This is a genomic window from Streptomyces exfoliatus (genome assembly GCF_000725545.1).
GTDB lineage: Bacteria > Actinomycetota > Actinomycetes > Streptomycetales > Streptomycetaceae > Streptomyces > Streptomyces exfoliatus.
In genome coordinates, this window is the sequence record NZ_JNZP01000007.1 from 128,147 (window position 1) to 154,575 (window position 26,429).

20 protein-coding genes and 1 riboswitch are annotated in these 26,429 nt (G+C 71.4%); of the genes, 15 read left to right on the plus strand and 5 right to left on the minus strand.

Going from position 1 to position 26,429, the window contains the following annotated elements; genetic code table 11:
* Positions 1 to 125 precede the first annotated feature (125 nt).
* The gene (locus tag IO20_RS0110560) at positions 126 to 1,673 is read left to right on the plus strand and encodes an RNA polymerase sigma factor (protein WP_030548239.1); all 1,548 of its coding nucleotides are present in this window, start codon (positions 126 to 128) and stop codon (positions 1,671 to 1,673) included.
* Between the two features lie 157 nt (positions 1,674 to 1,830).
* Entirely contained in the window at positions 1,831 to 2,652 is an 822-nt protein-coding gene (locus tag IO20_RS0110565) for a serine protease (RefSeq protein ID WP_030548241.1), read from the plus strand.
* 113 nt (positions 2,653 to 2,765) lie between these two features.
* Here the strand turns inward: IO20_RS0110565 and IO20_RS0110570 are convergent, their stop codons facing one another.
* The gene (locus IO20_RS0110570; protein WP_030211728.1) at positions 2,766 to 2,996 is read right to left on the minus strand and encodes a DUF7455 domain-containing protein; all 231 of its coding nucleotides are present in this window, start codon (positions 2,994 to 2,996) and stop codon (positions 2,766 to 2,768) included.
* A 433-nt stretch (positions 2,997 to 3,429) separates the two neighbouring features.
* On the opposite strand from IO20_RS0110570, the gene IO20_RS0110575 reads away from it, so the two are divergent.
* The 5 genes from IO20_RS0110575 to IO20_RS0110595 all read left to right on the plus strand — a co-directional run bounded on the left by IO20_RS0110575 (position 3,430) and on the right by IO20_RS0110595 (position 9,815).
* Positions 3,430 to 5,547 carry a DNA gyrase/topoisomerase IV subunit B gene (locus tag IO20_RS0110575; RefSeq protein ID WP_030548244.1) on the plus strand — a complete coding sequence of 706 codons (2,118 nt, stop codon included), beginning with the start codon at positions 3,430 to 3,432 and terminating at the stop codon, positions 5,545 to 5,547.
* Positions 5,548 to 5,644: 97 nt separating this feature from the next.
* On the plus strand, positions 5,645 to 6,862 hold the full coding sequence (locus IO20_RS0110580; RefSeq protein WP_030548246.1) for a sensor histidine kinase: 1,218 nt from the start codon (positions 5,645 to 5,647) through the stop codon (positions 6,860 to 6,862).
* Between the two features lie 29 nt (positions 6,863 to 6,891).
* A complete protein-coding gene (locus IO20_RS0110585) occupies positions 6,892 to 7,644 on the plus strand; it encodes a response regulator (protein WP_051874358.1) in 753 nt (250 codons plus the stop codon).
* Between the two features lie 138 nt (positions 7,645 to 7,782).
* Positions 7,783 to 8,226: a DUF485 domain-containing protein gene (locus tag IO20_RS0110590; protein ID WP_106978547.1), complete on the plus strand. Its 444-nt coding sequence runs from the start codon at positions 7,783 to 7,785 to the stop codon at positions 8,224 to 8,226.
* Positions 8,223 to 9,815 (plus strand): solute symporter family protein, encoded by a 1,593-nt coding sequence (locus IO20_RS0110595; RefSeq protein ID WP_030548252.1) that lies wholly within the window; start codon positions 8,223 to 8,225, stop codon positions 9,813 to 9,815. Before IO20_RS0110590 ends, IO20_RS0110595 begins: the two co-directional genes overlap by 4 nt.
* A 170-nt stretch (positions 9,816 to 9,985) precedes the next feature.
* Here the strand turns inward: IO20_RS0110595 and IO20_RS0110600 are convergent, their stop codons facing one another.
* Together IO20_RS0110600 and IO20_RS0110605 are read right to left on the minus strand one after the other, a co-directional pair.
* Complete coding sequence (locus tag IO20_RS0110600) at positions 9,986 to 10,690, minus strand: DUF7342 family protein (RefSeq protein WP_030548254.1); 705 nt, start codon at positions 10,688 to 10,690, stop codon at positions 9,986 to 9,988.
* The gene (locus IO20_RS0110605) at positions 10,687 to 12,357 is read right to left on the minus strand and encodes a sensor histidine kinase (protein ID WP_030548256.1); all 1,671 of its coding nucleotides are present in this window, start codon (positions 12,355 to 12,357) and stop codon (positions 10,687 to 10,689) included. Before IO20_RS0110605 ends, IO20_RS0110600 begins: the two co-directional genes overlap by 4 nt.
* A gap of 133 nt (positions 12,358 to 12,490) precedes the next feature.
* On the opposite strand from IO20_RS0110605, the gene IO20_RS0110610 reads away from it, so the two are divergent.
* Positions 12,491 to 13,540: a CobW family GTP-binding protein gene (locus IO20_RS0110610; protein WP_037635131.1), complete on the plus strand. Its 1,050-nt coding sequence runs from the start codon at positions 12,491 to 12,493 to the stop codon at positions 13,538 to 13,540.
* A gap of 28 nt (positions 13,541 to 13,568) precedes the next feature.
* On the opposite strand, the gene IO20_RS0110615 is transcribed toward IO20_RS0110610, so the two are convergent.
* Positions 13,569 to 16,025, minus strand: coding sequence for a DNA gyrase/topoisomerase IV subunit A (locus IO20_RS0110615; RefSeq protein WP_030548260.1), 2,457 nt, complete (start codon positions 16,023 to 16,025; stop codon positions 13,569 to 13,571).
* A gap of 181 nt (positions 16,026 to 16,206) precedes the next feature.
* On the opposite strand from IO20_RS0110615, the gene IO20_RS0110620 reads away from it, so the two are divergent.
* The 4 genes from IO20_RS0110620 to IO20_RS0110635 all read left to right on the plus strand — a co-directional run bounded on the left by IO20_RS0110620 (position 16,207) and on the right by IO20_RS0110635 (position 20,975).
* Complete coding sequence (locus IO20_RS0110620; protein ID WP_030548263.1) at positions 16,207 to 17,562, plus strand: M16 family metallopeptidase; 1,356 nt, start codon at positions 16,207 to 16,209, stop codon at positions 17,560 to 17,562.
* Positions 17,563 to 17,588: 26 nt separating this feature from the next.
* Positions 17,589 to 18,956, plus strand: a complete 1,368-nt coding sequence (locus IO20_RS0110625) for a M16 family metallopeptidase (protein WP_030548265.1) — start codon at positions 17,589 to 17,591, stop codon at positions 18,954 to 18,956.
* 203 nt (positions 18,957 to 19,159) lie between these two features.
* A riboswitch (cyclic di-AMP (ydaO/yuaA leader) is annotated at positions 19,160 to 19,325 on the plus strand.
* Between the two features lie 12 nt (positions 19,326 to 19,337).
* Positions 19,338 to 20,108 (plus strand): M23 family metallopeptidase, encoded by a 771-nt coding sequence (locus tag IO20_RS0110630; RefSeq protein WP_030548268.1) that lies wholly within the window; start codon positions 19,338 to 19,340, stop codon positions 20,106 to 20,108.
* A 183-nt stretch (positions 20,109 to 20,291) separates the two neighbouring features.
* Positions 20,292 to 20,975: a GntR family transcriptional regulator gene (locus IO20_RS0110635; RefSeq protein WP_030548270.1), complete on the plus strand. Its 684-nt coding sequence runs from the start codon at positions 20,292 to 20,294 to the stop codon at positions 20,973 to 20,975.
* A 144-nt stretch (positions 20,976 to 21,119) separates the two neighbouring features.
* Here IO20_RS0110635 and IO20_RS0110640 read toward each other — a convergent pair whose 3' ends face one another.
* Positions 21,120 to 21,401, minus strand: a complete 282-nt coding sequence (locus IO20_RS0110640) for an HPr family phosphocarrier protein (protein WP_030222698.1) — start codon at positions 21,399 to 21,401, stop codon at positions 21,120 to 21,122.
* A gap of 237 nt (positions 21,402 to 21,638) precedes the next feature.
* Between IO20_RS0110640 and IO20_RS0110645 the strand changes: the two genes are divergently transcribed.
* From IO20_RS0110645 to IO20_RS0110655, 3 genes are read left to right on the plus strand one after another with little or no spacing between them, the layout of a single operon-like run.
* Complete coding sequence (locus IO20_RS0110645; protein ID WP_078945914.1) at positions 21,639 to 24,593, plus strand: bifunctional acetate--CoA ligase family protein/GNAT family N-acetyltransferase; 2,955 nt, start codon at positions 21,639 to 21,641, stop codon at positions 24,591 to 24,593.
* A 31-nt stretch (positions 24,594 to 24,624) separates the two neighbouring features.
* Positions 24,625 to 25,221, plus strand: coding sequence for a DUF5998 family protein (locus tag IO20_RS0110650; RefSeq protein ID WP_030211761.1), 597 nt, complete (start codon positions 24,625 to 24,627; stop codon positions 25,219 to 25,221).
* Complete coding sequence (locus tag IO20_RS0110655) at positions 25,221 to 26,426, plus strand: alkaline phosphatase family protein (protein ID WP_030548275.1); 1,206 nt, start codon at positions 25,221 to 25,223, stop codon at positions 26,424 to 26,426. Before IO20_RS0110650 ends, IO20_RS0110655 begins: the two co-directional genes overlap by 1 nt.
* Positions 26,427 to 26,429 lie beyond the last annotated feature (3 nt).

Below are 26,429 nucleotides of genomic sequence, written 5' to 3' on the forward strand. Positions count from 1 at the left end.
TGGAGGCGCTGTCCAGTTCCCCGGTCCAGCCCGCGCCGTCGGCACATTCCCCGTCGACGGTCGTCGGCTCCAGCCCGATCCAGGGCGGGGCCGGAAGCCGTTTCCATCGTTCCGAGAGGTTGTTCGTGTCGGCCAGCACATCCCGTACGCTCCCGCCGGAGATCGCCGAGTCCGAGTCTGTGATGGCGCTCATCGAGCGGGGAAAGGCTGATGGGCAGATCGCCGGCGATGACGTGCGTCGGGCCTTCGAGGCTGACCAGATTCCGCCAACCCAGTGGAAGAATGTTCTGCGCAGCCTCAATCAGATCCTCGAGGAAGAGGGTGTGACGCTGATGGTCAGTGCAGCGGAGTCGCCGAAGCGCGCCCGCAAGAGCGTCGCAGCGAAGAGCCCGGCCAAGCGCACCGCCACCAAGACCGTCACCGCCAGGTCGACCGTGACGAAGAGCAGCGTCACGGCTGCCGCGGCCTCCGCGGCCGAGGACGCAGACCCGGCCGACGAGACCGGATCCGCTGCCAAGAAGGCGGCTGCGAAGAAGACCGTCGCCAAGAAGGCGGTGGCGAAGAAGACCGTCGCCAAGAAGACGGCGGCCAAGAAGACCACGTCCAAGAAGGACGCCGACGACCTCGCCGAGGGCGAAGAGCTGCTCGAGGACGTCGCGCCCGGCAAGGGCGAGGAAGAAGAGACCGAGGGCGAGAGCAAGGGCTTCGTCCTGTCCGACGAGGACGAGGACGACGCTCCGGCGCAGCAGGTCGCCGTCGCCGGTGCCACCGCCGACCCGGTCAAGGACTACCTGAAGCAGATCGGCAAGGTCCCCCTCCTCAACGCCGAGCAGGAGGTCGAGCTCGCCAAGCGCATCGAGGCCGGTCTGTTCGCCGAGGACAAGCTCGCGAACTCGGACAAGCTCGCGCCGAAGCTCAAGCGCGAGCTGGAGATCATCGCCGAGGACGGCCGCCGGGCCAAGAACCACCTCCTGGAGGCCAACCTCCGCCTGGTGGTCTCCCTGGCCAAGCGCTACACCGGCCGCGGCATGCTCTTCCTGGACCTGATCCAGGAGGGCAACCTGGGTCTGATCCGTGCCGTCGAGAAGTTCGACTACACCAAGGGCTACAAGTTCTCCACGTACGCCACCTGGTGGATCCGACAGGCGATCACCCGCGCCATGGCCGACCAGGCCCGCACCATCCGTATCCCGGTGCACATGGTCGAGGTCATCAACAAGCTCGCGCGTGTGCAGCGTCAGATGCTCCAGGACCTGGGCCGTGAGCCCACCCCGGAGGAGCTGGCCAAGGAACTCGACATGACCCCTGAGAAGGTCATCGAGGTCCAGAAGTACGGCCGTGAGCCGATCTCCCTCCACACCCCGCTGGGTGAGGACGGCGACAGCGAGTTCGGCGACCTGATCGAGGACTCCGAGGCGGTCGTTCCGGCCGACGCGGTGAGCTTCACGCTCCTCCAGGAGCAGCTGCACTCCGTGCTCGACACGCTCTCCGAGCGTGAGGCCGGCGTCGTCTCGATGCGCTTCGGTCTCACCGACGGCCAGCCGAAGACGCTGGACGAGATCGGCAAGGTCTACGGCGTGACCCGTGAGCGGATCCGCCAGATCGAGTCGAAGACGATGTCGAAGCTGCGTCACCCGTCGCGTTCCCAGGTGCTTCGCGACTACCTCGACTGATCCGTACGAGCCGCGCAGACGCGGCGCGGAGCACTACGCGGAAGGGCCCGGTTCCCCCAGGGGGAGCCGGGCCCTCCGGCTGTGTGGCGCGGGTGCACGGCGCGTGCGCGTGCTGGACGCTGGGTGAACCGACATCACCGGAGAGTCAGGAGGCTCCATGCGTGGTTCCCTCACCCGAGCATTGACGGGTGCTATGGGCTTGATCGCCGCAGCGGCGGGGCAAGCCGTCACCGCCGCTCCTGTAGCCGCCGACAGCGTCGTCGTGGGTGGGCGTCCGGCCCGGATCGCGGACGCGCCGTGGGTCGTGGCGCTGTCCAGCCGTGACCGGTTCGGGGGTACGCGCGCGGGGCAGTTCTGCGGGGGAGTGGTCGTGGCGCCGACCAAGGTGCTCACGGCGGCCCACTGCCTGGGGCGGGAAGTGCTGGGCGGTGAGCCGTGGGAGGTGCGCGACTTCGTGGTCATCGCGGGCCGCGCCGCGCTGCGCGGCCAGGGAGGGCAGGAGGTGCGCGTCTCGGACACCTGGGTGAACCCCGACTACGACCCGACGACCAACGCGGGTGATCTCGCGGTGCTGACGCTGGTGAGCGCGCTGCCGCAGTCCTCGGTGATCGGCGTCGCCCGGGAAGGTGACGCGGCGCTCACGCCGGGCACGGAGGCGGACGTGTTCGGCTGGGGTGACACCACAGGCAACGGGACCTACGCGTCCACGCTGCGGACGGCGCGCGTGCAGGTACTGCCGGACAGTACGTGCGAGCAGGCCTATCCCGGCGGCGGCTTCGGCGCCCCGTACCAGGGCGACACGATGCTGTGCGCGGGCGACCCGCAGGGCGGCAAGGACGCGTGCCAGGGCGACAGCGGGGGACCGCTCGTGGCCAAGGGGCTTCTTGTCGGCCTGGTGTCCTGGGGCAGTGGCTGCGGGCAGGCGGAGAACCCGGGTGTCTACACCCGCGTCTCGGCGGTGCTGCCGGCCCGCTTCTGACGTCGGATCGCGCTGCGGATACGAGTGCGGGCGGTCACCCCCCTTGAAACGCGGGGGTGACCGCCCGCCGTCCGGTCATTGGCCGGAACTGGGCTCGTCGTGGATGCGAGGCGTCAGTGCTCGTCGCCCACCGTGCGCGCCGGCACGTCCGTCAGCCGGTCCGTCTCATCCTGTATCTCAACGGCGATCTTCTTGAGTTCCGGCTCGAACTTGCGTCCGTGGTGGGCGCAGAAGAGCAAGTCACCTCCGCTGGTCAGGACGACGCGCAGGTACGCCTGGGCGCCGCAGCGGTCGCAGCGGTCAGCGGCCGTCAGGGGGCTCGCAGGGGTCAGAACAGTAGTCACGTCGCCTCTTCTCTAGCTCGACGAGCTGTCGTACCAGGGTCAACATCCAACCAGGCCGAAAACGTTCCCGCTCGTGGCTTTTCCTTGAAACTTCTTCCCAAGGTGGCTGTCTGCTGCCGGTTGGCGGCGAATGAGCCGTATTGCTTCGCTCTACGGATTTCGCGTTGCTTGTCTCGGTCGGCCCTCCCGGCGTGGTTGCCGGTTGTTCATGAGGACGTGCCCGGAGCCTAAATGGTTCATGCCTGGAAGGGAACGTGATGTTCGCGTCACCCCATCGAGGGATCGAACATCCATACGACCCTGGACTAGCATGAGGAATCGGGGAGGGTGGCGTTACAACGGCTCTACCAGGCATCGGTACCCTCTGACCGGTGACCGACGCCGGGCCTTACCCCACCGGGCCAGTTTTCAAATTCAGCGAGGAGCGAACCGCGTGACCGCCGAAACGTCCGTGCCGTCCAGTGCGCTGCTGACCGCAGACCGTGACGCTTCCAACTACACCGCGCGGCACCTGCTCGTACTCGAAGGGCTCGAAGCGGTCCGCAAGCGCCCCGGTATGTACATCGGGTCCACCGACAGCCGCGGCCTGATGCACTGCATCTGGGAAATCATCGACAACTCGGTCGACGAGGCCCTGGGTGGCTACTGCGACCACATCGAGGTGATCCTCCACCACGACGGTTCCGTGGAGGTACGGGACAACGGCCGGGGCATCCCGGTCGACGTCGAGCCGAAGACCGGACTCTCCGGAGTCGAGGTCGTCATGACGAAGCTGCACGCCGGCGGAAAGTTCGGCGGTGGATCGTACGCGGCCTCCGGCGGTCTGCACGGCGTCGGCGCCTCCGTGGTCAACGCCCTGTCGGCCCGTCTCGACGTCGAGGTCGACCGGAACAGCGCCACGCACTCGATCAGCTTCCGCCGGGGCGTCCCGGGCATCTTCACCGAGCAGGGCCCCGACAGCCCCTTCGATCCGGCCAACGGCCTCCTCAAGGGCAAGCGCGTCCCCAAGAACCGCACCGGCACCCGCGTCCGCTACTGGGCGGACCGCCAGATCTTCCTCAAGGACGCCAAGCTCTCCCTGGAGACGCTGCACCAGCGTGCCCGGCAGACCGCCTTCCTCGTGCCCGGCCTCACCATCGTCGTCCGCGACGAGCGGGACCTGGAGGGGGTCGGCAAGAGCGAGGAGACGTTCCGCTTCGACGGCGGCATCAGCGAGTTCTGCGAATACCTCGCCCAGGACAAGGCCGTCTGCGACATCCAGCGCCTCACCGGACAGGGCACCTTCAAGGAGACCGTCCCCGTCCTCGACGAGCGCGGCCACATGACCCCGACCGAGGTCACCCGCGAGCTCGTCGTCGACGTCGCCCTGCGCTGGGGCACCGGCTACGACACCACGGTCAAGTCCTTCGTCAACATCATCGCCACCCCGAAGGGCGGCACCCACGTCTCGGGCTTCGAGCAGGCCATCACCAAGACGGTGAACGAGGTCCTGCGCTCCACGAAGATGCTGCGCGTCGCCGAGGACGACGTCGTCAAGGACGACGCCCTCGAAGGGCTCACGGCCGTCGTGACGGTCCGCCTCGCCGAGCCTCAGTTCGAGGGCCAGACCAAGGAGGTCCTCGGCACGTCCGCGGCCCGCCGGATCGTGGCGACCGTGGTCGCCAAGGAGCTCAAGGCCTTCCTCACCTCCACCAAGCGGGACGCCAAGGCGCAGGCGCGAGCCGTCCTGGACAAGGCCGTCGCCGCGGCCCGTACCCGGATCGCCGCCAGGCAGCACAAGGAGGCCCAGCGGCGGAAGACCGCCCTCGAGTCCTCCTCGCTTCCGGCCAAGCTCGCCGACTGCCGCAGCGACGACGTGGAGCGCAGCGAGCTGTTCATCGTCGAGGGCGACTCGGCCCTCGGTACGGCCAAGCTCGCCCGCAACAGCGAGTTCCAGGCCCTGCTGCCCATCCGGGGCAAGATCCTCAACGTTCAGAAGTCGTCCGTCTCGGACATGCTGAAGAACGCCGAGTGCGGGGCGATCATCCAGGTCATAGGAGCGGGCTCGGGCCGCACCTTCGACATCGACGCGGCCCGCTACGGGAAGATCGTCCTCCTGGTCGACGCCGACGTCGACGGTGCCCACATCCGCTGCCTGCTGCTGACGCTGTTCCAGCGCTACATGCGGCCGATGGTGGAGGCGGGACGGGTCTTCGCCGCCGTGCCGCCGCTGCACCGGATCGAACTCGTCCAGCCCAAGAAGGGCCAGGACAAGTACGTCTACACGTACTCGGACAACGAGCTGCGCCAGACCCTGCTGGAGTACCAGCGCAAGGGGGTCCGCTACAAGGACGCCATCCAGCGGTACAAGGGTCTTGGCGAGATGGACGCCGACCAGCTCGCGGAGACCACGATGGACCCGCGCCACCGCACCCTGCGCCGGATCAACATCGGCGACCTGGACGCGGCCGAGCAGGTCTTCGACCTCCTCATGGGCAACGACGTGGCTCCCCGTAAGGAGTTCATCACCGGCTCCGCGGCCACCCTCGACCGCTCGCGCATCGACGCCTGAGGCGCTCCACCCGTGGGTGGAGCCATCTGCTCCACCCACGGGCCGATCACACGGCCCCGGACTCTCCGTAGCATCGAGATGACGGAGGGGGACGGGCATGGGCGAGAAGCGCGACCGAGCGCGTGGGACGGGTGGGGGTGCGCCCCAGCAGGGTTCCAGGGGCGCCTGGCCTTCGCGGGAGGCGCTCACCCGCCTCGGGGTGCCCCGGGGCAGGGTCGTCATCGACTACAGCATGATCATCGCCCTGAGCGTCTGGGTGCTGGCCGGCTGTTACACCTCGGGGGCGTTCGGCGGGTGGTACGCGGCGCTGCCCCCGCTCGGATTCGGGCTCTGTGCGGCGGCGGCCCTGGGCTACCACCACACGACGCTCGACCACCGGGCGGCGGCGTCGCTCGGGCTGCTCGGCGTGATGGCGCTCTGCGGACTCGGGGCCTACGCGGCCGGAGCCCCCACGCCCGCGACGGTGATGTGGATAGTCATCGCGATCATGGCGATGGAGCGGCTGCCGCTCCCCGCCGGCCTGGCCACCGTGGCGGTACTCGTCCCGGGGTTCGCGGAGGCCGACGAGACCGGGATGCTCGGGGCCGCCCTGACCACGGCGGCCGTGCTGCTCGCGGGCTACTCGCTCAGGCTGGACGCCCAGGCGCGCGGTGCGGGGTTCCAGCTGCTCGCCCAGGAGCGGCTCGCCCGGGAGGCCGAGGCCGCGTCGGCGGCGCTCGCCGAGCGGGCCAGAATCGCCCGGGAGATACACGACGTGCTCGCTCACAGCCTCTCCGCCCAGATGGTGCACCTGGAGGTCGCGCGGCTCCAGATCGAGGCGGGGGCGGACCGGGCGGAGATCCTCAAGCTCGTGACCTCGGCCCGCTCCATGGCCAGGGAGGGACTCGCCGAGACCCGTCACGCGCTGTCGGCGCTGCGCGGTGACATGGTGCCGGTGGAGGACTACCTGAAGGACCTGGCGCGGGAGAGCCGCGCCGAGGTCGACGTCACCGGCGAGCGCCGGCAGCTCCCTGCCGAGGCCTCACAGGCGGTGCGGCGGGTCGCGCAGGAAGCTCTGACGAACGTGCGCAAGCACGCCCCGGGTGCCCGGACGCGCATCAACTTCGCCTACGAGGCGGACGGGATCTCCCTGGAGATACGCGACTCCGGGCCGCCTCCGACGGCCGAGGGCGTCCGAGAGGGGGACGGGCTCGGTTCCTCCGGCGCCGGGTACGGGCTGCTCGGCATGAAGGAACGGGCCGACCTGCTCGGCGGCAGCCTGGAGGCCGGGCCCGAGGGACGGGGGTTCACGGTGCGGCTGCGGGTGCCGGCATGAGCGGCGGCGTGAGTGGCATGAGTGACGGCATGAGTGGCGTGAGCGGCAGGGAGGAGACCGGCGGCCAGGAAGGTGGTCGAGCGACCGAGGGGGGCCGAGCCCTGAGGGTGGTGGTCGCCGACGACCAGGCCGCGGTGCGTGAGGGGATCGTGATGCTGCTCGGGCTCCTTCCCGGGGTCGAGGTCGTCGGGGCGGCACGGGACGGGGAGGAGGCGGTGGCGCTCACCGCGGAACTCGCGCCCGACGTGGTCCTGATGGATCTGCGGATGCCCCGGTGCGACGGCGCCGAGGCCACCCGCCGGATCCGCGAGCGGCACCCCGGGACGGAGGTCGTCGTACTGACCACGTATGCCGACGACGACTCGCTGTTCCCGGCGTTGCGGGCCGGAGCGCGGGGGTACCTGACCAAGGACGCCGGCGGGGAGGAGATCGTACGGGCTCTGCGGGACGTGACCGACGGGCGAGCGGGGCTGTCCCCGTCCGTGCAGAGGCGACTGCTGGAGCAGCTGCTGGGCGCGGGGCCGGAGGGCACGGACGGTCCCGGTGCCCCTGGCGCACCACAGGCCGACGGGCTCACGGAGCGGGAGACGGAGGTGCTCGTGCTGGTCGCGGACGGGCTCTCCAACCAGGAGATCGCCGGTCGGCTGCGGATCTCCACGGCCACGGTGAAGACGCATATCAACAATCTCTTCGCCAAGACGGGGGTGCGGGACCGCGCGCAGGCCGTGCGGTACGCATATCAGCACGGACTGGTCAGGGCTCCTGGGAGAAGCGTCACCTGATGGGGTGAACAGAGAGGGGAGAAGAGTCCGGGATCTTCCCGCTCTGTCCATCCTTGGGCACGCGGCCGAAACGGTTCGCTGACAAGGAGTTGGCCGGTGGAGAAGGTGGACAAGCAGGAGGGGCGCGACGCTTCGGCGATGGCGGTCGACGACCCCTGGTACGAGGCGACGGGCTCCGGCCGGGGGGAGCGGACGGAGGCCGGGGCGCCCGGCGACGGTCGTCCCGACGCGGTGGTGCGGCAGCGGGTCCACGGCGCGGCGGACATCTATCTGGAAGTGCAGCGGAGCCCCGCCTTCCAGGAAGTGCGCAGCCGCTACCGAAGGTTCGTCTTCCCGGCCGCGCTCGCGTTCCTCCTCTGGTACCTGGCCTACGTCGTGGCGGCCACCGCCGCGCCCGGCCTCATGGCCCGGCCGGTCGCCGGAGTGGTGAACGTGGCGATGGTCGCGGGGCTCGGGCAGTTCCTCACCACCTTCTTGCTGACCTGGGCCTACGCACGCCACGCGCGGCTGCGCAGGGACCGTGCCGCGCTGGAACTGCGCTGGGACACCCAGGAGATGACCCGAGGGGTGGTGCAGCCGTGACGGGAGACCACCAGACCCTGGCGCTGGTGCTGTTCAGCGTCTTCGTCGCCGTCACCCTGGGGATCACCACCTGGGTGAGCCGCAACCGGCGCGGCTCGGCGGAGGAGTTCTACGCCGGGGGCAGGCTGTTCTCGCCCATGGAGAACGGTTTCGCCATCGCGGGCGACTACATGTCCGCGGCTTCCTTCCTCGGCATCTCCGGACTGATCGCGCTCTACGGCTACGACGGCATGCTGTACTCCGTCGGATTCCTCGTCGCCTGGCTGGTCGTGCTGCTGCTCGTGGCCGAACTGGTCCGCAACTGCGGCCGGTTCACCCTCGCTGACGTCGTCGCCGCGCGGATGTCCGAGCGTCCCGTGCGGATCGCGGCCGGAACGTCCTCGGTGGCCGTCTCCGTGCTGTACCTCGTGGCCCAGATGGTCGGCGCCGGAAGCCTGGTCGCGCTGCTCCTCGGGGGTACCAGCGAGGCGGCCCGCTCGTGGACGGTCATCGGTGTGGGCGCGCTGATGGTGATCTACGTGTCGCTCGGCGGCATGCGGGCCACCACCTGGATCCAGATCGTCAAAGCGGTCCTGCTCATGGCGGGGACCATCGCGCTCACCGTTCTCGTGCTGCTCCGGTTCCACGGCGATGTGAACGACCTGCTCTCCACCGCGGCCGAACGCAGCGGCCACGGTCTGGACTTCCTCGCCCCCGGGCTCCGCTACGGCGGGGACTGGACGGCCCGCCTCGACTTCATCAGCCTCGGGATCGCCCTGGTCCTGGGCACGGCGGGACTGCCCCACATCCTGTCGCGCTTCTACACCGTCCCGACCGCCAGGGCCGCCCGTCGGTCCGTCGTCTGGTCCATCGGGCTCATCGGGAGCTTCTACCTGATGACCATCGTGCTCGGGTTCGGCGCGGCGGCCCTGATCGGTCCGGACGAGGTCCGCGCGTCCAACGCCTCCGGCAACACCGCGGTACCGCTGCTCGCCCTCGACCTCGGCGGAGGAGCGGGCTCCACCGGCGGCACGGTGCTCTTCGCGATCGTCGCCGCCATCGCCTTCGCGACGATCCTCGCCGTCGTCGCGGGGATCACCCTCGCGTCCTCGGCCTCGGTCGCCCACGACCTGTACGCCTCGCTGCGCCGCCGGCACGCGAAGCAGTACAGCGAGGTGACCGTGGCCCGGATCGCCGCGGCGGGCATCGGAGCGGCCGCGATCGGTCTGGGGCTGCTCGCCCGCGACCTCAACGTGGCCTTCCTCGTCGGACTGGCCTTCGCGGTCGCGGCCTCCGCGAACCTGCCGGTGCTGCTCTACTCGCTGTTCTGGCGGAAGTTCACCACCAGGGGTGCGGTCTGGTCGGTGTACGGGGGTCTGATCCCCGCGGTGCTGCTGGTGCTGGTGTCGCCGGTCGTCTCGGGGAGTCCCGAGGCGCTGTTCCCCGGCGTCGACTTCCACCTCTTCCCGCTGCAGAACCCGGGGGTGGTCTCCATCCCGCTCGGCTTCCTCGCGGGCTGGTTCGGCACCGTCACCTCGACCGAACCGCCCGACGAAGCGCGGCACGCGGAGGCCGAGGTCAGGGCGCTGACCGGCGCGGGAGCCGTCTGACGGAGGACCTAGGGCCTCTCGTTTGGATCATGCCGGGCTCGCGGGCCCTGGCACCGCACCTCGCCGCGTTGTCGTCGGTTGCCATGGCTCCGCCATGGCGCCCTCCTCCGCCTTGCGAACCACGGCACCAGACCCCGCTCCCTGATCCGGCCTGATCCAAACGAAAGGCCCTAGGGGGTGTCGTTCGGATCATGCCGGGCTGAGCTCGCCCAGGCGTAGCGGTGTTCGGGGCGGCCGGTCTCGCCGTACCGGAGCGAGAGACGGACTCGGCCGGTGCGTTCGAGGAGCTTGAGGTAGCGCTGCGCCGTCTGACGGCTGACGCCGGCCCGCTCGGCGATCTCCTGCGTGGACAGCGGCCCGTCCGCGGCGAGCAGGACCTGCCGGACCAGCTCGGCGGTGGTGGGGGAGTGCCCCTTGGGCAGGTCGGGGGCGACGGAACCGGCCGACAGGACCCCGAAGATGCGGTCCACCTCGGCCTGCTCCGCCTCGCCCCCGCTCGCCAGGGTGCTGCGGAGCGTCGCGTACGCCTCCAGCTTGGAGCGCAGACCGGCGAAGTTGAACGGCTTGACCAGGTACTGCAGGGCTCCGTGTCGCATCGCCGCCTGCACCGTGGCCACGTCCCGGGCCGCCGTCACCATGATCACGTCGCACTGGTGGCCGCGCGTGCGGAGCTCCCGTACGGCCGCGAGCCCGTTCTCGTCCGGCAGGTAGTGGTCGAGGAGGATCAGGTCCACCGGTCGCTCGTCCAGGGCGGCGAGGGCCTCGGAGGTCGAGTGGGCGGTGGCGACGACCCGGAAGCCGGGGACCTTGGCGACGTAGGCGGCGTTGATCCGCGCCACCAGCACGTCGTCGTCCACGACGAGGACGTCGATCATCGGACCTCCTCCGCGGGCTCCAGGGAGGGCGCGTCCGGTTCCGGTTCCGTCAGGGCGTCCGGCAGGACGACGGTGAACTCGGCACCTCCCTCGGGACCGTCGGCGACGCGGGCGGTACCGCCCCGCCGTTCGGCGAGCCGGCGTACGAGCGCGAGACCGAGCCCCCGCTTGCCGTGGGACGGAAGCGCCTTCGTCGACCATCCCTCGGTGAAGATCAGCTCACGGTGCTCCTCCGGAACCCCGGTGCCGCTGTCCGTGACGCGCAGCACGACCGTACGGCCCTCGGTGCGGAAGGAGACGTCGATGCGGGCGCCGGGGGTGCCGGCGACGGCGTCCAGGGCGTTGTCGACCAGGTTGCCGACGACGGTGACCAGTTCACGCGGGTCGACGAGCCGGTCGGGGAGCAGCGAGCCCGGGGCGATCCGCAGCGAGACGCCCCGCTCGGCGGCGACGGTGGCCTTGCCGACCAGGAGCGCGGCGAGCAGCGGGTCGTGGACCTTCTCCGTGACCTGTTCGGCGGTCGCCCGGTGCACGCCGACCACCTCGGTGACGAACTCGACCGCCTCCTCGTGCATCTCCAGCTCCAGGAGGCCGAGGAGGGTGTGCATCCGATTGGCGTGTTCGTGGTCCTGCGCGCGGAGCGCGTCGATCAGGCCGCGGGTCGAGTCCAGCTCGCGCCCGAGCCGCTCCAGCTCGGTGCGGTCGCGGAGGGTCGCCACGGCGCCGCCGTCGTCGGTCGGCATCCTGTTGGCGATCAGGACCCGGTGGCCCCGCACGGTGACCAGGTCCTCGCCGGTCACCCGGCCCGCGAGGACGTCGGCGGTGCGGCCCCGGCCGAGGACCTCGTCGAGCGGTCGGCCGGCCGCCTCGGGGCCGAGACCGAGGAGTCGCTGCGCCTCGTCGTTCATCAGCCGCACGGAGCCGTTGCGGTCCAGGGCCACGACGCCTTCGCGGATGCCGTGGAGCATGGCCTCGCGTTCGGCGAGCAGCGCGGAGATGTCGGAGAAGGCCAGGTCGTGGGTCTGGCGCTGCAGGCGCCGGGAGATCAGGTACGCGGCCAGGGCCCCGGCCGCCAGCGCGCCGCCCGCGTAGGCGAGGAGGCCCGGAATCGCGCCGAGGAGCCGGTCGCGGACGCTGTCGTACTCGATGCCGACCGAGACGGCGCCGACGATCCGCCCGTCCGCGTCCCGCAGCGGCGTCTTGCCGCGCGCCGAGCGGCCCAGGGTGCCGCTGTCGATCTCCATCACCTCGCGCCCGGCGAGGACGGTGCTCGGGTCCGTGGAGACGCGCCTGCCGATCTCGGCGGGGTCGGTGTGCGACCAGCGCACTCCACGCGTGTCCATGACCACCACGTACTCGGCGCCCGTGGAGGTCCGTATCCGCTCGGCCTCCCGCTGCACCGGGCCGCTCGCGGACGGCAGGGTGCCGGTGAGGTCCGCGGCCAGCCGGGGTGACGCCGTGGTCCCGGCGATGGCCAGGGCCCGCCGCATGGCCTGGTCGTCGAGCTGAGCGCTGAGCGGGGCGAGGAAGAGCCCCGTGGCGAGGACGGTGACACCGGTCGCGATGGCCAGCTGCATCAGCAGGACCTGCGAGAACACCCGCTGGGGCCACCCGAACCGCCGTCGGCGCGCGAGGGGGCGCGAGGGGCCGGTCTGTGCGGGGTTCATGCCGGAAACGGTACGGGGCCACGCCCCGGGACCGGAAATGGCGGCGGAGCGGTTGCCTATTCTGGGATTTCCCACAGCCGTGGGAAGGGGTCTCCCGCAGCCGTGGGAGACGAAGGAACCGGAGGCACGTCCCTTGACCACGCAGCAGATCCCCGTCGTCGTCCTGGCCGGGTTTCTCGGGGCCGGGAAGACCACGCTCCTCAACCATCTGCTGCGCGGCACCCGGGGCACCCGTATCGGGGTCATGGTCAACGACTTCGGAGACATCGGCATCGACGCGATGAGCGTCGCCGGACAGGTGGGCTCGACCGTCTCCCTCGGCAACGGCTGCCTGTGCTGTGCCGTCGACGCGAGCGAGCTCGACGAGTACCTGGAGGTCCTCACCCGCCCCGAGTCGCGGCTCGACGTGATCGTGATCGAGGCGAGCGGCCTCGCCGAGCCGCAGGAACTCGTCCGGATGGTGCTCGCCAGCGAGAACGAGCGGACCGTGTACGGGGGGCTCGTCCAGGTCGTCGACGCGGCCGAGTTCTCCGCGACCCGGCAGCGGCACCCCGAGACCGACCGGCATCTGCCGATCGCCGACCTCGTCGTCGTGAACAAGGCCGACCGGGTCTCCGGGGCCGAACTGCTCGCCGTCCGCGAGACGGTGGCCGGTCTCGCGGGGAAGGCCGTCGTGGTGGAGGCCGTGCACGGCCGGATCGACCCGGAGCTGCTCTTCGACCGGGTGGTCCCCGAGGGGGAGATCGAGGGACAGCTGTCCATCGAGGACATCCTGTACGGCGAGGACGAGCCGCACGCCCACCCGCACACCGGCTACGAGACCGTGTCCCTGACGGCCGCTGCCCCGCTCCATCCGCGCCGGCTCATGGCCTTCCTGGACGCACGGCCGGAAGGCCTCTACCGGATCAAGGGCTTCGTCGACTTCGGCGCCGCCGACCCGGACAACCGCTACAGCGTGCACGCCGTCGGCCGTTTCCTGCGCTTCTACCCCGAGCGGTGGCCCGAGGGCGAGGAACGGCTCACCCAGCTCGTCCTGATCGGCTCCGGCATCGACGCGGCCGGCCTGCGCAAGGAACTCGCGGAGTGCGAGCAGAACGGCCCGCAGGACGCACCCGACGAGCACAGCATGTGGGGCGTCCTGCGGTACGTCCAGCAGACCGAGGAGGAGCCGGAGGCGTCCTAGGAAGCTCCCAGGACGCCTCCGGAACCTCCTAGTACGCGGGGCCCGCCACCACGTCCACCGGCTGGGGGAGTGGCGTGCCCGAGCCGTCGCGGCGCGGGTCCACGTCCGGGAGCACCACCGGGGTGCCGTTCTTCTGGGCGGCACGGGCCGGGGTGGCGCCTGCCCAGGCCAGGATCAGGACGTCCTCGCCCTTCAGGAAGCGCTGGCAGCGGACACCGCCGGTCGCGCGGCCCTTGCGCGGGTACTGGTCGAAGGGCGTCACCTTCGCCGACGTACCCGAGGAGTCCAGGGTGCCCGTGGACCCGGCGACGGTGAAGACCACGGCGTCGGCGGCCGGGTCGACGGCGGTGAACGAGATCACCTCGGCGCCCGCCGTCAGCTTGACGCCCGCCATGCCGCCGGCAGGTCGGCCCTGGGGCCGTACCTGCGAGGCCTGGAAGCGGAGCAGCTGTGCGTCGGAGGTGATGAAGACCAGGTCCTCCTCGCCCGTACGCAGCTCGGTCGCGCCGACGATCCGGTCGCCGTCCTTGAGGGTGATGACCTCCAGCTCGTCCTTGTTCGCCGGGTAGTCCGGGACCACGCGCTTCACCACGCCCTGGAGCGTGCCGAGGGCGAGCCCCGGCGAGGACTCGTCGAGCGTGGTGAGGCAGACCACCGTCTCGTCGGCCTCCAGGGACAGGAACTCGGACAGCGGCGCGCCCCCCGCCAGGTTCGGGGCGCTCGCGGTGTCGGGGAGCTGCGGCAGGTCGATCACCGCGATCCGCAGCAGCCGCCCGTCCGAGGTCACGGCGCCGATGTCGCCGCGCTGGGTGGCGGCCACCGACGAAAGGATCACGTCGTGCTTCACGCGGGTCGCGTCCGGGTCGGCCTCGGGCAGGTCCGCCGTCGCCGTACGGGCGAGCAGGCCGGTGGAGGACAGCAGGACCCGGCACGGGTCGTCCGCGACCTCCAGGGACACGGACGCGACGGGCGCGCCCGCCGACTCCAGCAGGACCGTCCGCCGGTCGGTGGCGAACTTCTTGGCGACCGCGGCCAGCTCCGCGGAGACCAGCTTGCGCAGCTCGGCGTCGGAGTCCAGGATCCCGGTCAGCTCGTCGATCTCGCCGTTGAGGCGGTCGCGCTCGCTCTCCAGTTCCATGCGGTCGAACCGGGTGAGGCGGCGCAGCGGGGTGTCCAGGATGTACTGCGTCTGGATCTCGCTCAGCGAGAAGCGCTCCATCAGGCGGTCCTTGGCCTGTGCGGAGTTGTCGCTCTCCCGGATGAGGCGGATGACCTCGTCGATGTCGAGCAGCGCGATGAGGAGGCCGAGCACCAGGTGGAGCCGGTCGCGCTTCTTGGTCCTGCGGAATTCGGAGCGGCGCCGGACGACCTCGAAGCGGTGGTCGAGGTAGACCTCCAGGAGCTCCTTGAGGCCGAGGGTGAGCGGCTGGCCGTCGACCAGTGCGACGTTGTTGATGCCGAAGGACTCCTCCATCGGCGTCAGCTTGTAGAGCTGCTCCAGGACCGCCTCCGGCACGAAGCCGTTCTTGATCTCGATGACCAGGCGCAGCCCGTGGTTGCGGTCGGTGAGGTCCTTGACGTCCGCGATGCCCTGGAGCTTCTTGGAGCCGACCAGGTCCTTGATCTTGGAGATGACCTTCTCGGGGCCGACCGTGAAGGGCAGCTCGGTCACGACGATGCCCTTGCGGCGGGCCGTGACGGTCTCGACGCTCGTCGTGGCGCGGATCTTGAACGAGCCGCGGCCCGATTCGTACGCGTCCTTGATGCCGGAGAGGCCGACGATCCGGCCACCGGTCGGCAGGTCGGGTCCCGGCACGAAACGCATCAGCGTCTCGAGGTCGGCGCCCGGGTGGCGGATGAGATGCCGGGCGGCGGCGATGACCTCGCCGAGGTTGTGCGGCGGCATGTTCGTCGCCATGCCGACCGCGATGCCGGACGCGCCGTTGACCAGCAGGTTCGGGTAGGCGGCGGGGAGTGCCACCGGCTCCCGCTCCTGGCCGTCGTAGTTCGGCGTGAAGTCGACCGTGTCCTCGTCGATGGACTCGGTCATGAGCAGCGCGGCCGGGGCCATCCGCGACTCGGTGTACCGCATGGCGGCGGGCGGGTCGTCGTTGCCGAGGGACCCGAAGTTCCCGTGGCCGTCGACGAGGGGGAGGCGCATGGAGAAGGGCTGTGCCATGCGGACCATGGCGTCGTAGATCGACGCGTCGCCGTGCGGGTGGAGCTTGCCCATCACCTCGCCGACGACACGGGCGCACTTGACGAAGCCGCGGTCGGGCCGGAGCCCCATCTCGCCCATCTGGTAGACGATGCGGCGCTGGACGGGCTTCATGCCGTCGCGGGCGTCGGGGAGGGCACGCGAGTAGATCACCGAGTACGCGTACTCGAGGAAGGAGCCCTGCATCTCGTCGACGACGTCGATGTCGAGGATTCGCTCCTCGAACGCGTCGTCCGGCGGCGGTGTCTTCGTGCTGCGGCGGGCCATCGCGGCTGCGGCTCCTTCACCAACATGGTTGATCTGACGCGGACCATTGTGGACCGTGCCACCGACAACGCCGACCGCGACCCGGAAGAGGGACATCTGGAAGGGGCGGGAACTTCGCGAGGTGTCGGCGCGCTTGCATACAGTGGCAGGACTTTTTCACATCGCGATCGAAGGGACGTACATGCCCATGGGTCACACGGCCACGGCCGAGGCCGGCTCCGGCGGCCTCACAGCGACCGAGCACCGGCTGGCGAACGGCCTGCGTGTGGTGCTCTCGGAGGACCACCTGACCCCGGTCGCCGCGGTCTGCCTCTGGTACGACGTCGGCTCGCGTCACGAGGTTCCCGGCCGCACGGGGCTCGCGCACCTCTTCGAGCACCTGATGTTCCAGGGCTCGAAGCAGGTCCACGGGAACGGGCACTTCGAGCTGGTGCAGGGTGCGGGCGGCTCGCTCAACGGCACGACGAGCTTCGAGCGCACCAACTACTTCGAGACCATGCCCACACACCAGCTGGAGCTCGCTCTCTGGCTGGAGGCCGACCGCATGGGCTCGCTGCTGGCCGCCCTGGACGACGAGTCCATGGAGAACCAGCGCGACGTCGTCAAGAACGAGCGCCGCCAGCGCTACGACAACGTGCCGTACGGCACCGCCTTCGAGAAGCTGACCGCCCTCGCGTACCCGGAGGGCCACCCGTACCACCACACGCCGATCGGCTCCATGGCCGACCTGGACGCGGCCACCCTGGAGGACGCGCGGAACTTCTTCCGCACGTACTACGCCCCGAACAACGCGGTGCTTTCCGTCGTCGGCGACATCGACCCGGAGCAGACCCTCGCCTGGGTCGAGAAGTACTTCGGCTCCATCCCCGGCCACGACGGCAAGCCCGAGCCGCGCCCCGGCGACCTTCCCGAGGTCATCGGCGAGCAGCTGCGCGAGGTCGTCGAGGAGGAGGTCCCGGCCCGCGCGCTGATGGCCGCCTACCGGCTGCCGCACGACGGCACGCGCGAGTGCGACGCCGCCGACCTGGCCCTGACGGTCCTCGGCGGCGGTGAGTCCTCCCGTCTGCACAACCGCCTGGTCCGCCGCGACCGCACGGCCGTCGCCGCCGGCTTCGGGCTGCTGCGGCTCGCCGGAGCGCCCTCGCTCGGCTGGCTGGACGTCAAGACCTCCGGCGGTGTCGAGGTCCCGCAGATCGAGGCGGCCGTCGACGAGGAGCTCGCCCGGTTCGCGGCCGACGGCCCCACGCCGGAGGAGATGGAGCGCGCGCAGGCCCAGCTGGAGCGCGAGTGGCTCGACCGCCTCGGCACCGTCGCGGGCCGCGCCGACGAACTGTGCCGGTTCGCCGTGCTGTTCGGCGACCCGCAGCTCGCCCTGTCGGCCGTCGACCGTGTGCTCGACATCACCGCCGACGAGGTGCGGGCGGCCGCCGCGGCCAGGCTGCGGCCCGACAACCGCGCGGTCCTCGTCTACGAGCCCGTGGCGACCGAGCAGAACGACAACGCCGACGGCGATGACGAAGAGGGAGCGGACCAGTGACCGACGCCGCCGTGTCTTTGACGAGCATGGACTTCCACCCGCAGCCGGAGCCGGGCGTCGCCAGGCCCTGGGCCTTCCCGGCCCCCGACCGCGGGAAGCTGGACAACGGCCTGACGCTGCTGACCAGTCACCGCCCCGGCCAGCAGGTCGTGGCCGTGGAGATCTTCCTGCCGGTCCCGCTCGACGCCGAGCCCGCCGGTCTCGACGGCGTCGCCACCATCATGGCCCGCGCGCTCTCCGAGGGCACGGACCAGCGCAGTGCCGAGGAGTTCGCGGCCGAGCTGGAGCGCTGCGGCGCCACGCTCGACGCGCACGCCGACCACCCGGGCGTACGGGTCTCCCTGGAGGTTCCGGTCTCCCGGCTGCCCAAGGCGCTCGGGCTGCTGTCCGAGGCCCTGATCGCCCCGGCGTTCCTCGAGACCGAGATCGAGCGACTGGTGCGCAACCGGCTCGACGAGATCCCGCACGAGACGGCCAACCCGGCCCGCCGCGCGGCCAAGCAGCTCTCCAAGGAGCTGTTCCCGGCCGAGGCGCGGATGTCCCGGCCGCGACAGGGCACCGAGGCGACCGTCTCCGCGATCGACGCCGCCGCCGTCCGCGCCTTCTACGAGGCGTACGTCCGGCCCGCCACGGCGACCGCCGTGGTCGTCGGCGACCTGACCGGCGTCGACCTCGACAAGGTCCTCGCCGAGACCCTGGGCGCCTGGACGGGCGAGCCGGCCGAGCCGCTCCCGATGCCGCCGATCACGGCCGACGACACCGGACGGGTCGTCATCGTGGACCGGCCGGGCGCCGTTCAGACCCAGTTGCTGATCGGCCGGATCGGCGCCGACCGGCACGACCGTGTCTGGCCGGCCCAGGTCCTCGGCACGTACTGCCTCGGCGGCACCCTGACCTCGCGTCTGGACCGGGTCCTGCGCGAGGAGAAGGGCTACACCTACGGGGTGCGGGCCTTCGGGCAGGTGCTCCGCTCGGACGCCCAGGGGAACGGCGCCGCGATGCTCGCCATCAGCGGCTCCATCGACACCCCCAACACGGGCCCGGCGCTTGACGACCTGTGGAAGGTGCTGCGCACCCTGGCCGCCGAGGGTCTGACGGACGCCGAGCGCGAGACCGCCGTGCAGAACCTGGTGGGGGTCGCGCCGCTCAAGTACGAGACGGCCGCCTCCGTCGCCGGGACGCTCGCCGACCAGGTCGAGCAGCACCTTCCGGACGACTACCAGGCCCAGTTGTACGCGCGTCTTGCCGAGACCGGCACGGTCGAGGCCACCGCGGCCGTGGTCAACGCCTTCCCGGTGGACCGGCTCGTCACCGTCCTGGTGGGCGACGCGGCGCAGATCGCGGACCCGGTGCGCGCGCTCGGCATCGGTGAAGTCACCGTCGTGACCGGCTGATTCCGGCTGCCGATCCGGCAGGGGGAGGGCTCCGACGACCTGTTTCGTCGGAGCCCTCCCCTTTGTCCGTATTGATGGCTTGAGTGGCTCTATGGCCTGTGGCATGTCTTACAAACTGGCGGGTCCGGTTGGTGATTGAAAGACGATCCGCATAGCGTCGGTGCGTCTGTCCGGCAGTTGCACGTGCCGCACCCGCGGCATCCGGACAGTCATCGCCGAGTCCCCGTCAGGCGCGAGCCTGGGGAGCCGGGGACCCACACGTAGTCCCTGGGGTGAATCGGGCGCCTTCGTCTCGTACGGAGGGGCTCGTAGGAGACCTTCCTGCTCCGAACCCGTCAGCTAACCCGGTAGGCGAGAGGGAAGGAAAGGATCAGCCACTACATGGCGTTCACCCGTGCCACCGGGAAGCATCGTGGTCCGAGCCGTATGGCGCGCCGCAGCGTAGGCATCGCCGGCGCCGCGACCCTCGCCACCACCGGCGTCATCGGCACCCTCGCCTCCCCGGCGCTCGCCGCCGAGACGGACAACCGCTCCGTCGAGGACACCGGCCTCACCAAGGTGATCACCGAGGACTCGCTCGCGGACCGGCTCAACGCCCAGGCCGCCGCGCAGGAGCAGGAGGCCTTCGAGGCCGCCGCCAAGGCGAAGGCCCAGGCCGAGGCGAAGCGCAAGGCCGAGGCCCGCGCCAAGGAGATCCGCGAGGCCGAGCAGCGCGCCGCCCGTGAGGCCGAGCGCCGCCGTCTGAACTCCTTCCAGCTCCCCGTCGCCGGCTCGTACGTGTCCACCGGCTACAAGACCGGTGGCTCGCTCTGGTCCTCCGGCAGCCACTCCGGTGTCGACTTCCACGCGGCCTACGGCAGCAGCGTCGTCTCCGTCGGCTCCGGCACCGTCGTCGAGGCCGGCTGGGGTGGCGCGTACGGCAACAACGTCGTCATCCGGATGAACGACGGCACGTACACCCAGTACGGTCACCTCTCCTCCATCGGCGTCTACGTCGGCCAGACCGTCGAGCCCGGCGAGCGGATAGGCATCTCCGGCTCGACCGGCAACTCGACCGGCCCGCACCTCCACTTCGAGGCCCGGACGACCGCCGAGTACGGCTCCGACATCAACCCGGTCGCCTACCTCCGCGCCCGCGGCGTCAACGTCTGACGCCTGCGCCCCGCGCATCGCAAAAGCCCCGGCTCGTCCTGAGCCGGGGCTTTTCGTCGGTCAAAAGACATCCATATTCCGCTGAGGCATCGGAAATTCCGGCGCGCTGCAATAGAGTCGCAGATCGGGCGCAGAACAGGCGCCGTAAGAATTGTCTCGCGCAGACCAAGGCGGAGGTCGGACATGCGTATTCCCGCGCACTCGGTATGCACGGCGATCCGGGACGACATCGTCTCCGGCGTCTTCGAGCGGGGCAGCCGGCTGACCGAGGACCAGCTGGCCCGCCGCTACGGGGTCTCCCGTGTCCCGATCCGCGAGGCCCTGCGCACCCTGGAGTCCGAGGGCTTCGTCGTCACCCGCCGCCACGCGGGCGCGCATGTCGCCGAGCCCACCGAGCAGGAGGCGGCCGACCTGCTCGACATGCGGGCGCTGCTCGAACCGCTCGGCGCGGCGCGCGCGGCCCAGCGGCGCACGGAGGCCCATCTCAAGGTGCTGCGCGGCCTGGTCAGGCTGGGGCAGGAGCGGGCCAGGCGGGGGCAGGGCGAGGATCTGCGCTCACTGGGCGGCTGGTTCCACGAGACGCTCGCGCAGGCCTCCGGCAGCCCGGCGCTGACGGCGCTGCTGACCCAGCTACGGCACAAGATCGCCTGGATGTACGCGGTCGAGCAGCCCTCCCAGCCGGTGGAGGCGTGGGCGGAGCACGGCGCGATCGTGGACGCCGTGGCGCGCGGGGACGCCGAGCGCGCGAGGGCGCTGACCTCGCTGCACGCGGAACGCTCGCTGTCGCTGCACCGACTCAAAAGGCCGGAGCGCGGTCGTGTGAGGGTTTCGCAACATGTAGTCAACACGGCGAGTGCCCGGAATTAACGCGAGCACCGTATACAAAGAATAGGAATTCAGCGGTGGTGTGTTCGTGCTGCCCGGAAAGTGGGCGACGGAAATGCGAAAGACCGTGACCGCCGGAATTGCGGCAGGCACGGTCTTTCGTCGATACGGGAAGGTCGAACCGGATCAGACGGTCTCGGGAAGCTCGTCGAGGCCCTCGGCGACCAGCTTCGCCAGACGGTCCAGAGCGGCCTCGGCGCCCTCGGCGTCCGAAGCGAGGACGATCTCCTCGCCGCCCTGCGCGCCCAGGCCGAGCACCGCGAGCATGGAGGCGGCGTTCACCGGGGTGCCGTCGGACTTGGCGATCGTCACCGGAACGCCGGAAGCCGTGGCGGCACGGACGAAGATGGACGCGGGGCGGGCGTGGAGGCCCTCGGCCCAGCCGACGTTGACGCGGCGCTCAGCCATGGTGTTGCCCTTCAAGTCTTAAGCGGTTGTCTAGACCAGTCTCTCACGGGATGCTCCGTGCTCACGCCGACCCTCGGCCCGGATCGGACCGCCGTTCGGCCCTCACCCGTCACGGCGGCGCGCTCCCCCCTGCGCACGGAGGTTCCCCCGCGTCGTACGGGGGTGCCCCTACCTTGCACGGCGTACACCCGTCACGCGACCGGTGCCACGGTCGTGTCGCGGCCGTAGGCTGGCCCCATGCGAAGCGCGTCGGAGCAGTCGGGAGCGGCGGAACGACCGGCCCGCCAGGAGCCACGGGACCCTGATCACCCCGACCATCACGACTATCCCGACCACTGGGAAGCGGACGTGGTGCTCCGCGACGGCGGCACCGCGCGCATCAGGCCCATCACCGCCGACGACGCCGACCGCCTGGTCAGCTTCTACGAGCAGGTCTCGGACGAGTCGAAGTACTACCGCTTCTTCGCCCCCTACCCCCGGCTCTCGGCGAAGGACGTCCACCGCTTCACCCACCACGACTTCGTCGACCGGGTCGGACTCGCGGCGACCGTGGGCGGCGAGTTCATCGCCACCGTCCGTTACGACCGCATCGACGAACGCGGCCTGCCCGCCTCCGCCCCGGCCGACGAGGCCGAGGTCGCCTTCCTCGTCCAGGACGCCCACCAGGGGCGCGGAGTCGCCTCCGCCCTGCTCGAACACATCGCGGCGGTCGCGCGGGAACGGGACATCCGGCGCTTCGCCGCCGAGGTCCTCCCCGCCAACAACAAGATGATCAAGGTCTTCACGGACGCGGGCTACACCCAGAAGCGCAGCTTCGAGGACGGCTCCGTACGGCTCCACCTCGACCTCGAACCCACCGACCGTTCCCTCGCCGTCCAGCGCGCCCGGGAGCAGCGGGCCGAAGCCCGCTCCGTGCAACGCCTCCTCACCCCCCGGTCCGTCGCGGTCGTCGGGGCCGGGCGGGCGCCGGGCGGCGTCGGCCGCACCGTCCTGCGCAACCTTCTCGGGGCCGGCTTCGCGGGCCGGGTGTACGCGGTCAACGCCGCGCTCCCCGCCGGCGAGGCGGCGGAGCTGGACGGCGTCGCCGCGTACCCCTCCGTCGGCGCCATCGGGGAACCCGTCGACCTCGCCGTCGTCGCCGTCCCCGCCGAGCGGGTGCCCGAAGCCGTCGCGGACTGCGGCGAACACGGGGTACGGGGCCTCGTCGTCCTCTCCGCCGGATACGCGGAGAGCGGAGCCACCGGCCGCGAGCGGCAGCGCCAGCTCGTCCGCCAGGCGCGCTCGTACGGGATGCGGATCATCGGCCCCAACGCCTTCGGGATCATCAACACCACCGACGACGTCCGGCTCAACGCCTCCCTCGCGCCGCAGATGCCGGCCGCCGGACGCATCGGGCTCTTCACCCAGTCCGGTGCCATCGGCATCGCCCTCCTCGCCGGGCTGCACCGACGGGGCGCCGGGCTCTCCTCCTTCATCTCCGCCGGCAACCGCGCCGACGTCTCCGGCAACGACTTCCTCCAGCACTGGTACGACGACCCGGGGACCGACGTCGTCCTCCTCTACCTGGAGTCCATCGGCAACCCCCGGAAGTTCACCCGGCTGGCCCGCCGGACCGCCGCCGTCAAGCCGGTCGTCGTGGTCAAGGGCGCCCGCCACAGCGGCAGCGCCCCGCCCGGCCACCGGGTGCCGGTCACCCGCATCCCGCACGCCACGGTGTCCGCGCTGCTCCGGCAGGCGGGAGTGATCCGGGTCGACACCGTCACCGAACTCGTCGACGCGGGGCTGCTCCTGGCCGCCCAGCCCCTGCCCGCCGGGCCCCGGGTCGCGATCCTGGGCAACTCCGAGTCGCTCGGCCTCCTCACGTACGACGCCTGCCTGACCGAAGGGCTGCGCCCGCTGCGGCCGCTCGACCTGACGACGGCGGCCGAGCCGGCCGACTTCCGGGACGCGCTGGCGGCGGCCCTCGCGGACGAGACGTCGGACGCGGTCGTCGTGACCGCGATCCCGTGGGTGGGCGAGAACGGCGCCACCGAGTTCGGCGACGGCGAGGTCCTCGCGGCCTCCCTGCGCGAGGCGGTCGCCGCCGCCCCCGCCCCCACGAAGCCGGTCGTCGTCGTCCACGTCGAGATGGGCGGCCTCGCGGAGGCCCTCGCGGTCGCGACGAGCACGCGCCCGGCGATCCGGGGGCGGGGCTCCCGGCCCACCGCGGCGGCGCCCGTCGCGCCCGTCGCGCCCGGCACGTCCGGCACGTCCGGGAGCCAGGCGGAGCCGGCGCAGGGGCCCAAGGCCGCCGACCGCGCGCCGTCGACGACCATTCCCGCCTACCCCGCCGCCGAACGGGCCGTCCGGGCGCTGGCCGAGGCCGTGCGGTACGGGCAGTGGCGGCGCCAGGCCGCCGACCCCGGGCGGGTGCCCGAGTACGAGGACATCGACGAGGCCGGGGCCGCCGCGCTCATCGAGCGGGTGCTCGGCGCGGGCGACGAAGCCGACCCGCGCGGTGTGACCCTCGACACCGACCAGACCCAGGAGCTGCTCGCTCGGTACGGGATCGCCGTACTGCCGACCCTGCCCGCTCCCACGCCGGGCGCCGCCGTCGCCGCCGCCGGCCGGCTCGGCTACCCGGTCGCCCTCAAGACGACCGCCCCCCACCTCCGCCACCGCCCCGACCTCGGCGGCGTACGGCTCGACCTGGCGACCGAGGAACAGCTGCGCACGGCGTACGCCGAGCTGACCGAGGTCCTCGGCACCCCGGAGGAACTCCAGCCGGTCGTGCAGGCCATGGTTCCCCGGGGCGTCGACACCGTCGTCCGCTCCGCCATCGACCCGGCCGTCGGGGCCGTCCTCTCCTTCGGCCTCGCGGGCGCCGCGTCCGAGCTGCTCGGCGACACGGCCCACCGACTGGTTCCGGCCACGGACCGGGACGTCGCGGAACTGGTCCGTTCCCTCCGCACCGCCCCGCTGCTCTTCGGCTGGCGCGGCTCCGCCCCCGTCGACACCCCGGCCCTGGAGGAGGTCCTGCTCCGGGTCTCCCGGCTCGTCGACGACCACCCCGAGGTGGTCGCCGTCTCCCTGGAGCCGGTGGTCGTGGCACCACGCGGCCTCTCGGTGCTCGGCGCCACCGTCCGACTGGCCCCGCCACCGCCCCGAACCGACCTGGGCCCCCGCAGCCTGCCGAGCTACTCAAGGGCCTGAGGGGGCCCCACCGCCCCGTAGGATGGAGTCCATGGCGAAGACCGGTACGACGACCCAGGGGCTGCGCGCGGCGATCGAGCGCAGCGGCTACTACCCGGCCCTCGTGGCCGAGGCGGTGGAGGCCGCCGTCGGCGGCGAGGCCGTCGCGTCGTACGTGGTGCACCAGGAGACCACCTTCGACGCGAACGAGGTCCGGCGCCACGTCACCGTGCTCGTCCTGACCCCGCACCGCTTCATCGTCAGCCACACCGACGAGCAGGCCGCCGACACCAGCTCCCCGACGCCGTACGCCACGACGTCCACCGAGTCCGTGAAGCTCGACCGGATCTCGTCCGTCGTCGTCAGCCGCGTCGTCGCCAACCCGGAGTCGTACACCCCGGGCACGCTGCCCCGCGAGGTGGTCCTCACCATCGGCTGGGGCGCCGTCTCCCGGATCGACCTGGAGCCCGCCGCCTGCGGCGACTCCAACTGTGACGCCGACCACGGCTACACGGGCAACGCCACCGCCGACGACCTGAGCCTGCGGGTGAGCGAGGCCGGTGACGGCCCGGACACCGTGCGGCAGACCCTGGTCTTCGCCCAGGCCCTCTCCGAAGCCATCGCGGCCACCGCCGCCCCCACCCGCTGATGGTGCAGCCCGCCGCCGTGACCCATGGCTGGCCCGACGATCCGGTCCCGCTCGCGCTGGAGACCGCACCGGTCCCCGAGTACACCTTCGGCTCCCTCGGCGACCTGCTGCCGACGCTCGTCGCCGGTCAGGGCGTGCCCGGTTTCACACCGCGCATCGCCGAGCTGGCCCCCGCCGACCGGAACTGCGTCTTCCTGATCGACGGGCTCGGCTGGGAGCAGATCGCGGCGCACCCCGACGAGGCCCCCTATCTGACCTCGCTCCTCGGCTCCTCGCGGGGTGGCACGGGCCGCCCGGTCACCGCCGGCTTCCCCGCCACCACGGCGACCTCGCTGGCCTCCGTCGGCACCGGCCGCTACCCCGGTACGCACGGCCTGCCCGGCTACACCGTGCGCAACCCCGCGACCGGCGAGCTGATGAACCAGCTGCGCTGGAAGCCGTGGACCGCGCCGCACGTCTGGCAGCCGTACCCCACCGTCTTCCAGCTCGCGCACGACGCCGGGATCCACACCGCCCAGGTGTCCTCCCCGATCTTCGAGCAGACCCCGCTCACCAAGGTCGCGCTCAGCGGCGGAACGTTCCACGGGCGGCTCTCGGGCGAGGAACGCATGGACTTCGCCGCCGAGCAGCTGGCCGCAGGAGACCGTTCGCTGGTCTACACGTACTACAGCGAACTCGACGGTGCCGGACACCGCTTCGGCATCGACTCCGACGCCTGGCGCGGCCAGCTGATGTTCGTCGACCGGCTGGTGCAGCGGCTCGCCGAGCAGCTGCCGCCCCGCTCCGCCCTGTACGTCACGGCGGACCACGGCATGGTCGACATCCCCTTCGACGAGCAGCACCGCATCGACTTCGACGAGGACTGGGAGCTGCGCGCCGGCGTCGCCCTCCTCGGCGGCGAGGGGCGCGCCCGCCACGTCTACGCCGTACCGGGCGCCGAGGCGGACGTCCTCACCTGCTGGCGCGAGGTGATCGGCGAGCAGTTCTGGGTGGCGAGCCGCGACGAGGCCGTCTCCCTCGGCTGGTTCGGCGACGAGGTCGACGACCGCGTGTACGGCCGGATCGGCGACGTCGTCGCCGCGGCCCACGACGACGTGGCGATCACCGCCTCCGTCAACGAGCCCCACGAGTCGGCGATGGTCGGCATGCACGGGTCGATGACCCCCGCGGAGCAGCTCGTCCCGCTGCTCGAAGTCCGTTCCTGACCC